Below are 8,998 nucleotides of genomic sequence, written 5' to 3'. Positions count from 1 at the left end.
CCGAGTCTGGGGGGCTGGGAGATGTGTATAAGAGGGAGGTGGGTGGGTGGCGTGGTGGTCATCTGTCTCAGGGCTGTGCATCGGTCGTCGGGGCCGGCGGCACGCGGAGTCGGCCGACCAGGACGAAGGCGCAGGCGTAGAGGCCGACGAAGGTCCATGTGACCGCGGCGCCCCGGTGCCGCGGTGCGAGCGCCGGCCTGATGGCACCCATCGGGACGAAGCCGGCGAGCGAGCAGCCGAAGGAACACCCCGCGACGAGGACCCCGAGGAGGCCAGCGGCCAGGGGACGGGGTGTCCCGAGGCGGTCGAGCCCGCCCGGATCGGTAGGACGCGCGCGAGGGAGGAGGGGTTCCGTCGACGTTGACATGTTCGCTCTCGATCGCAGGACTACGTGACATCGGGTATGTTACCCACTCATGTCCCACTCCTCGAACCACGACCCTGCAGCAGACGACATCGCCGCGGCCCTCCGCTCCGGCCCGGTCCGCGTCGACCACACCAACGCCTTCGCCGGCCGGGTGGCGGTGGTGACCGGTGGCGCCTCCGGCATCGGCGAGGCCATCGCCCACGCGCTCGCCGAGCGCGGCGCCCGTGTCGCCGTCGTCGACGTCCGCGCGGAGGCTGCTGCCGCCGTCGCGGCCGACCTCGTCGGTACCGGGCACCTCGGTGCGGCCTGCGACGTGACCGACCAGGCTTCGGTGGATGCCGCGGTCGCGACCGTGATGGCCGCCACCGGCCGTGTCGACGTCCTCGTCAACAGTGCGGGCATCGTGGCCCTCGGAGCGGCCGAGGACCTGGGCGCCGACGCCTGGGCACGGACGCTCGACGTCAACCTCACCGGCACCCACCGGGTGGCGCAGGCGGTGGGGCGGCACATGCTCGACGCCGGGTACGGGCGCATCGTGAACATCGCGTCGCAGGCTGCGCACGTCGGGCTCGACGGACACGCCGCGTACTGCGCGTCCAAGGCCGGCGTCCTCGGCCTCACCCGGGTGCTCGCGCTCGAGTGGGGACGTCGGGGAGTGACGGTCAACACGGTGTCGCCGACCGTCGTGCTCACCGCGCTCGGGCGCTCGGCGTGGGCGAACGACGCGGGCCTGCGCCACCAGGACGAGATCCCGACCGGGCGGTTCGCCACCCCGGCCGAGATCGCGTCGGCCGTGCTCTTCCTCGCGGGCGAGTCCGCAGCGATGGTGAACGGTGCGGACCTCCGGGTCGACGGTGGTTTCACGATCCGGTAGCGCGGGCGGCGTTACGATCGCGGTGCCGTCCGCACGCCCGACGGCACCGCACCCGGGAGGCCCGCGCTCGATGTCTGACAGAACCCCGTCCGCATCGGCACCGGCCGTTCCCACTCCGGTCAGTCCGGACCGGCCCGGGTCGGCGACGCCCGCCCCTGAGGGCCAGCGGTCCCGGTTCCCGCTCGACACCGTCTACCAGGCCGCGCGGATGTACTACCTCGAGGACGCCACGCAGAACGAGATCGCCACCCGTCTCGGGGTGTCCCGTCCCACGGTGAGTCGGCTCGTGTCCGAGGCCCGCCGTGCCGGCCTGGTCCGGATCGAGGTCGTCGACCCGTTCCAGGACGAGACCGTCGCCCTGGCCGAGCGACTGCAGGTGGTGCTCGGGCTCCAGGCCGTGCACCTCGCCGCCGTCACGCACACCGCGACCCTGGGCGTGGACCTCGCCGAACCGGTCGCCGCCGCCGTTGAGGGGATGCGCCTGGCCCCGGGCGACGCCGTGCTGATGTCGTCCGGCAGCACCGTGCACGCGATCGCGCACGGAGCGATGCCTGCGATGCCCGGCGTGCAGCTCGTCCCGACCGTCGGTGGTCAGGCCGACCCGAACCAGTGGTTCCAGACCAATGAGATCACCCGCGCGGCCGCGGAGCGGTCCGGTGCGATCCCGACGTTCCTGTTCGCGCAGGCCCTGCCGTCGGAGGCGCTCCGGGCCTCCCTGGACGAGGACCCCGCGTTCCAGCACGTCGTCGGGCTGTGGAGCCGAGCGAAGGGCGCGATCCTGGGGATCGGCGCGCCGGTCGTGACGCGGGACGCGATGGCCCGCGGGCTGCCGGTCGACGACGACGTGTTCGACCGGGCGACCGGCGACGTCTGCCTCAACTTCACCGGCCCGGACGGTGAACCCATCGAGTTCCCCGGCAGCGACCGCATGGTGCGGACCTCTCGCGAGGTGCTCGCCGCCGTGCCCCACGCGGTCGGCGTCGCCGTCGGCGCGGTCAAGGTGCCGAGCATCATCAGCGCCGTGCGCGGCCGTCTGGTCAACGAGCTGGTCACGGACGCAGCGACGGCCAGGGCGCTGCTCGACGCGCTGGCCTGACCCGTCGGCGGCCCGGTCCGTCAGTGGTCCTGGCCGGCCGGGAGGCCCGGATCACTCAGCGCGCGTGCCGCACGTCCCACAGGTGGTGGACCGGGTCGTGCGCGTAGTACACCGCGAGGGTCGCGACCGTGAAGCCGCTGCCGTCGGAACGACGTCCGGTGCGGTCGAGCTGGTCGTCACGGACGGCGGCGAACGCCCGGGCGGCCCGACGGGCGGCGGCCGTCAGTTCCTCGGTGACCGCCGCGGGGTCCTGCTCGCCGTAGCGCTCGGCGACGGCGGTGGCGTCCTGGTCCCAGTTCGGGAAGAGCGGGTCGTCCTCGGTGAGCATCAGCTCGAGGCGCTCGGTCATCTTCCGGTGCACGTCGCGGACGTGGGCGCCGTACTCGAGCGGTGACCAGGTCGCGTCGTCCGGGCGCTGCCGGACGTCGTCGCGGCGCAACCGCTCCGGCCACCCTGCGGTGTTCGCGTCGATGAGCTCGGGCACGTCGCGGATCGTCGTCGTGCCGCCGTCGAAGCCGCAGTCCGGGCAGGCCGACTCGATGACCCAGGTCCAGTTCTTCGTGTCCGGTTCGATCGCCACGGCCAGACCGTAGCAGTCACCGGACCCGGCAGGGCGGTCCGTAGGGTGAGGCCATGCGACTGCTGCTCGTCCGCCACGGACAGACCCCCGCCAACGTGACCGGCCTGCTCGACGCCGAAGTCCCCGGGCCCGGCCTGACCGACCTCGGGCAGGAGCAGGCGGACGCGCTGCCCGCAGCCCTCGGCGACCGGGTGATCGAGCGGCTCTTCGCCTCGACCATGGTCCGGACGCAGATCACCGCCGCACCGCTCGCGCGTGCGCTCGGCCTGGAGCCCGTGGTGCTGCCGGGCCTCCGTGAGATCGAGGCCGGCGAGCTGCAGGGCAAGCGCGACACCGTGTCGGTGCAGACCTACCTCGCCGCGGCGTACGCCTGGGCCGCGGGGGACCTCGACGAGCGGATGCCCGGCGCCGAGGACGGCCACGCCTTCTTCGGCCGCTACGACGACGCCGTCCGGCAGATCGAGGCGACCGGCGCCGAGGTCGCGGCGGCCTTCAGCCACGGTGCCGCGATCCGGATCTGGGCCGCGGTGACGGCGCAGAACGTCCCGAACGACCTCGGCCGGAACCGGCACCTGGAGAACACCGGCGTCGTCGAGCTCGAGGGCTCGACGACGGACGGGTGGCGCCTCGTGGACTGGGCGGGCGAGCCGATCGGCGGCGACGACCTGGCGGACCTGAGCGCGCAGGACCCGACCGGCGAGCGGTTCTGAGGGGGCCGGTCCGAGCCTCCCGTCCGGGTCCCCGCACAACGCGACGTGGGCGGCTCCACGCAACGACATGTCGTTGCGTGGAGCCGCCCACGTCACGTGTTGCGGAACGGTCAGGCGAGCTGCGACGCCGACGTCAGCGGCACGATGACGCGGTGCGACTCGCGCAGCACGTCGAGGGTGCGCTGGACCTCGTCGGCGCGGTCCTCCGCCGTCCAGCCGAGGGTCTCGGCCATGACGTCGGCGAGCTCGTCGAGCAGGTCGATCGTGACGCCACCGACGAACGCGAGGTTCGTGCGGCGCAGCACCACGTCGACCAGGTGCACGGCCTGCTCGTGCTCGGCGAAGTACCGGACCTCGGCGCGGGTGAGCGTGGCGTCGGACTCGAGCGGCTCGACCGGACCGGTGACCAGCGCGTCGACGACCTCGGCGGCACGGGTGCCGTAGCGGTCGAGCAGACGGTCGACGGTCTCGGATGCGAGGCCGTCGCGGTGCGACTTGATCCACAGGGCTCGCTGCCCGTCGGTGGTGGGGAAGTCCTTGCCACCGCCGATCGGCATGCCGGTCGTGTCGACCTTGCGGGTGATGCCGAGCTTCGTCGTGACGTCGGTCGACAGGTGTGCGGCGAGGGCACGGAAGGTCGTCCACTTGCCGCCCACGAGCGACAGCACGGTGGTGTCCGGCAGGCCGGCGATCGGGGTGTCGACGATCCGGTAGTCGCGGGACACGAAGCCGGGGGCGGTGTCCTCGTGGCGGGGGAGCGGCCGGATGCCCGAGTAGCTGTAGACGATGTGGTCGCGCGTGACCTCGATCTGCGGGAACACGTGCTTCACGAGCCCGAAGAAGTAGTCGATCTCCTCGTCGGTCGTGACGACCGGCTGTGACGGGTCGGCGTCGATGTCGGTCGTGCCGATGAGGACCCGGCCCTTGAGCGGGTAGATGAGGACGATGCGGCCGTCGTTGTTCTCGAAGAACAGCTCGCGGCCCTTCGTCGCCTCGAGCAGCTCGGGGTTGTCGACGACGATGTGGGAGCCCTTCGTACCGCCCATGTACTTCGTGCCGCCGCCGAACGCCTCGTTGGTCAGGTCGGTCCAGGGGCCGGACGCGTTCACGACGACGTCCGCGGTGAACACGAACTCCTCGCCGGTCTCGCGGTCGCGGAGCAGGACACCGCCGTCGCGGGCGCCGACCGCCTCGACGTAGTTCGTCGCACGGGCGGTCGCGTCGGCACCGGTGCCGGTGCCGGCGGCCAGACCGTCCTTGAGGACGTCGAGCGCCAGGCGCTCCGGCTCGTGCACGGAGGCGTCGTAGTAGGTGCCGGTGTACTTCAGGTCGCGGTTCAGCGCGGGCATGTCCTCGAGCGCGGCCTTCTTGGTGCGGAAGACGTGCTTCGGCACGGATCCACCGTCACGCGAGAAGGAGTCGTAGATCGTCATGCCGATCTTGATCAGCATCGCGCCGCGCTCCTTGGTGGAGCGCTGCTTGTGCGTGAGCATGCGCAGCGGGGCGTTCATGATGCCGGAGAAGGTGGAGAAGACCGGCATGGTCGTCTGCAGCGGCTTGACGTAGTGCGGGGCGATGCGGATCAGGCCGTTGCGCTCCTGCACGCTCTCGCGCACGAGGCGGAACTCGCCGTTCTCCAGGTAGCGGATGCCGCCGTGGATCATGTGGCTCGATGCTGCGGAGGCGCCGGAGCCGTAGTCGCTGCGCTCGACGATGGCGACGTCGACACCCTGCAGGGCGAGGTCGCGGAAGGTGGCGATGCCGTTGATCCCGCCCCCGACGATGAGGACCTGTGCGTTCGGGCGTCCGGTGAGGGCGGTGACCGTGTTCCTGGGCTGCGTCTTCTTCGACATGGTCGTTCGCATCGCTTTCTGGGGTCGATTCCGTTGGTACTCCATCGATCGTGCGCTCGTCGGAACGCTTGGGCAACCTGCGTGCACGGACGTGCAGAACGGTTGTCGCGCCTCCGTCCCGTGGTGCGGCAGCGCCAACTGGAGGCGCGGACGGGGTTGCAGACTGCGTGCACGTCCGTGCATGCTCGGATCCATGAGCGATGCCGCCCAGCCCGTGCGCACCCAGCAGGCCCTGCGGGCCGCGCATCTCTACTACCTGCAGGACCTGACGATGGACGCCATCGCCGACGAGCTCGGCACGTCCCGCTCGTCGGTGTCCCGACTGCTGAAGTACGCACGGGACACCGGACTGGTCGACATCCAGATCCGCTCGCCACTCGACCAGGCCGCCGCGCTCAGCCGCAGCATCCGCGCACGCTTCGGCGTGCACGCGCACGTCGTCCCGGTGCCGGACCACACGAGCGACGTGGACCGGCTGGAGCGGGTGGCCCTGTCTGCTGCCCGGATCCTGACGCAGTACATCGAGTCGAACATGGTGATCGGCATCTCGTGGGGCTCGACGGTCAGCGCCGTCAGCCGGTACCTCGTGCCGAAGACGACGCACGGCTCCACGATCGTGCAGGTGAACGGTGCGGCGAACACCCGCACGACCGGCATCGTCTACGCCTCGGAGATCCTCCGGCGCTTCGGTGAGGCGTACGGCGCCCTCGTGCAGCAGTTCCCGGTGCCCGCGTTCTTCGACGACCCCGCCACGAAGGCCGCGCTCTTCCGGGAACGCTCGATCCGCCGCGTGCTCGACCTGCACGAACGGATGGACGTCGTCGTGTTCGGTGTCGGCGCCCCGCAGGCACCGGTGCCGTCGCACGTGTACTCCGGCGGGTACCTGGACCCGGCCGACCAGGACGAGCTCGTCACCGCGCAGGTCGTGGGCGACGTCTCCACGGTGTTCTACCGGGCGGACGGGTCGTGGAAGGACATCGGGGTGAACGCCCGGGCCGGTGCCCCCGACCTCGACACGATCAAGCGCGCACCGCGGCGGATCTGCGTGGTCGCCGGGCGGGAGAAGGCCGCGTCGCTGCGCGGAGCGCTGGCGGCGGGGCTCGTGACGGACCTCATCCTCGACGAGAGCGTGGGGCAGGCGATCCTGCAGAACTGACACCCGGTCCGGAGGTCGGTGCCCCCGCTCCGGGGTGAGCGTCCCGGTCCGGCTGTCGGGGGTCTGATCTACGGTCGGAGCATGGTGCTCCCTCCCGAAGCCGGTCCGTCCGCCGTCCGCTCCTCCGGCACCACGCGGCAACGACCCGTCGAACGGCAGGACACCCGCTCCTACCGACGACTGGCCGGGACGGACATCGACCAGGCGATGGCGTTCTTCACGTCCGACTACGACCTGAAGGCGCCGGTGATCCGCCGCACCCGCCCCGAGACGCTGTGGGACTTCGCCGGTGTCACCGACGAGCGGATGTCGCTCCGGACCTCTCGGTTCGGCGTCGACCTGCGCAGCCAGAGCCAGTCCGACGACGTCATCGTCGCGTGGCTCCGCAGCGGCAGCAGCACCATCACGTTCAACGGACGCTCCGTCGACCTGGTGCAGGGAGTGCCGATGGTCCTGCCGTCGGAGACCTACGACCTGCACCACCGTGACATCGGCCTGAACCTCGTGCACCTGGACCGGAAGTTCCTGACCGATCTGGTCGGCGACGAGACCTTCGCGTTCGAACCGCTCGAGCGCCCGGACCAGGACGGCCTGCGCGTCTGGCAGGAGACCGTCCGCCGACACTCCTCGACGTGGCTGCAGGTCGACACCGAGCTGTCCGCCATCGCCCGCCGGGACATCGCCGAGGCCTTCGCGACCGCCGCCGTCCGCGCGTTCCCGCGTCGCAGCAGCTGGCGCGCCGCGGTCTCCGGCACCGGGCCGGAGCACCAGCGCCTCCGTCGTGCTCTCGACTACGTGCACGCCCACGCCCGCGAGCCGATCGGGACTCCCGAGATCGCCGCGGCCGCCGGTCTCAGTCCGCGCGGTCTGCAGCAGTCGCTCCGCCGCCACCTCGACCAGACCCCGGGTGAACTGCTCCGGTCCGTGCGACTCGACGGTGCGCGCGAAGACCTGCGGCGTGCCGAGCGGGACGAGACCTCGGTGGCCGACATCGCCCGCGGGTGGGGCTTCGGGCACCTCGGACGGTTCTCGGCGGCGTTCCGGTCCCGCTTCGGCGAGCTGCCGAGCGACACGCTGCGATCGCGACCGCGTCACTGAGCAGCATTCGGTGGGAGCGCTCCCGAGTGCCGCCTCGCCGAACATCGTGACACCGAACACCTTCGACCCGGGCGATCGTTCGGCCTGACCGCACCAGCAACGAACACGCGGCTGAATAGTGGGGACCGAGCAACTGCCCACGAAGGAGTCCGTCATGCGCATCGGCATCCCCACCGAGATCAAGAACAACGAGTTCCGCGTCGCCGTCACCCCCGCCGGGGTCGCCGAGTTGACGATGCACGGACACGAGGTGCTCGTGCAGGCCGGAGCAGGGACGGGATCGGCCTTCGATGACGACGAGTACACCGGCGCCGGCGCCACCGTGGTGCCCGACGCCCGTCGGGTCTGGGACCAGGCGGAGATGGTCCTGAAGGTCAAGGAGCCCGTCGCCGCCGAGTACCCGCTGATCCGCGAGGGCCAGGTGCTCTTCACCTACCTGCACCTGGCAGCCGACCGCCCGTTGACCTCGGCACTCGTCGAGTCCGGCGCGACCGCGATCGCGTACGAGACCGTGCAGCTGCCGGACCGCTCCCTGCCGCTGCTCTCGCCGATGTCCGAGATCGCCGGCCGGCTCGCCGCGCAGGTCGGTGCGCACCACCTGATGCGCGCGAACGGCGGACGTGGCCTGCTCCTCGGCGGCGTCCCGGGGACACCGAAGGGCCGTGTCGTGGTGATCGGCGGCGGCGTCGCCGGTGAGCACGCGGCGACGATCGCCCTCGGGATGGGCGCCGAGGTGACGGTCTTCGACATCAGCCTGCCGCGCCTCCGTGCCCTCGACGCGCGCTTCGACGGACGGGTGACGACCCTCCGATCGAGCCCGCTCGCGATCGCCGCGGCCGTGGCGGACGCTGACCTGGTCATCGGGTCGGTGCTGATCCCGGGTGCCTCAGCGCCGAAGCTCGTGACCGACGCGATGGTCGCCGACATGCGACCCGGGTCGGTCCTGGTCGACATCGCCATCGACCAGGGCGGCTGCTTCGAGGGCTCGCGGCCGACCACCCACGACGACCCGACGTTCGCGGTGCACGACGCCGTCTACTACTGCGTGGCGAACATGCCGGGCGCGGTACCCCGCACCAGCACGATCTCGCTGACGAACGCGACGCTGCCCTACGCGGTGGCGATCGCGGACCAGGGGTGGGAGCGCGCGCTCGAGTCCGATCCCGCCCTCGCGCTCGGGCTCAACGTGCACGCGGGCCGGGTGACGAACGGAGCCGTCGCCGCTGCGCACGGGCTGGTGGCCGCCGCACGCTGAGCCCACCGG

The 8,998-nt window shown here is 71.6% G+C and carries 9 protein-coding genes; 6 read left to right on the top strand and 3 right to left on the bottom strand.

Translation table 11 applies throughout. From position 1 onward, the window contains the following. Positions 1–67 precede the first annotated feature (67 nt). Positions 68–367: a hypothetical protein gene (locus tag DEJ25_RS16905; protein ID WP_220033244.1), complete on the bottom strand. Its 300-nt coding sequence runs from the start codon at positions 365–367 to the stop codon at positions 68–70. A 49-nt stretch (positions 368–416) separates the two neighbouring features. On the opposite strand from DEJ25_RS16905, the gene DEJ25_RS15560 reads away from it, so the two are divergent. Both DEJ25_RS15560 and DEJ25_RS15555 read left to right on the top strand, forming a co-directional pair. After that, positions 417–1,241, top strand: coding sequence for a GolD/DthD family dehydrogenase (locus DEJ25_RS15560; protein ID WP_110904380.1), 825 nt, complete (start codon positions 417–419; stop codon positions 1,239–1,241). 70 nt (positions 1,242–1,311) lie between these two features. Continuing rightward, a complete protein-coding gene (locus DEJ25_RS15555; RefSeq protein WP_110904381.1) occupies positions 1,312–2,337 on the top strand; it encodes a sugar-binding transcriptional regulator in 1,026 nt (341 codons plus the stop codon). 55 nt (positions 2,338–2,392) lie between these two features. Here the strand turns inward: DEJ25_RS15555 and DEJ25_RS15550 are convergent, their stop codons facing one another. Beyond that, a complete protein-coding gene (locus tag DEJ25_RS15550; RefSeq protein ID WP_111045255.1) occupies positions 2,393–2,917 on the bottom strand; it encodes a DinB family protein in 525 nt (174 codons plus the stop codon). Positions 2,918–2,970: 53 nt separating this feature from the next. On the opposite strand from DEJ25_RS15550, the gene DEJ25_RS15545 reads away from it, so the two are divergent. Beyond that, the gene (locus DEJ25_RS15545; RefSeq protein WP_111045254.1) at positions 2,971–3,627 is read left to right on the top strand and encodes a histidine phosphatase family protein; all 657 of its coding nucleotides are present in this window, start codon (positions 2,971–2,973) and stop codon (positions 3,625–3,627) included. Between the two features lie 110 nt (positions 3,628–3,737). On the opposite strand, the gene DEJ25_RS15540 is transcribed toward DEJ25_RS15545, so the two are convergent. Beyond that, entirely contained in the window at positions 3,738–5,480 is a 1,743-nt protein-coding gene (locus DEJ25_RS15540; RefSeq protein WP_181427473.1) for a glycerol-3-phosphate dehydrogenase/oxidase, read from the bottom strand. 193 nt (positions 5,481–5,673) lie between these two features. Between DEJ25_RS15540 and DEJ25_RS15535 the strand changes: the two genes are divergently transcribed. The 3 genes from DEJ25_RS15535 to ald all read left to right on the top strand — a co-directional run bounded on the left by DEJ25_RS15535 (position 5,674) and on the right by ald (position 8,989). Continuing rightward, complete coding sequence (locus DEJ25_RS15535) at positions 5,674–6,636, top strand: sugar-binding transcriptional regulator (protein ID WP_110904392.1); 963 nt, start codon at positions 5,674–5,676, stop codon at positions 6,634–6,636. Between the two features lie 81 nt (positions 6,637–6,717). Then, the gene (locus DEJ25_RS17175) at positions 6,718–7,734 is read left to right on the top strand and encodes a helix-turn-helix domain-containing protein (protein ID WP_111045252.1); all 1,017 of its coding nucleotides are present in this window, start codon (positions 6,718–6,720) and stop codon (positions 7,732–7,734) included. 154 nt (positions 7,735–7,888) lie between these two features. Further along, positions 7,889–8,989 (top strand): alanine dehydrogenase, encoded by a 1,101-nt coding sequence (gene ald / locus DEJ25_RS15525; RefSeq protein ID WP_110904393.1) that lies wholly within the window; start codon positions 7,889–7,891, stop codon positions 8,987–8,989. The last annotated feature ends 9 nt before the right edge of the window (positions 8,990–8,998 follow it).

The organism is Curtobacterium sp. MCPF17_011, assembly GCF_003234145.1.
Classification (GTDB): domain Bacteria; phylum Actinomycetota; class Actinomycetes; order Actinomycetales; family Microbacteriaceae; genus Curtobacterium.
This window is presented reverse-complemented; position numbering and strand designations above follow the sequence as displayed.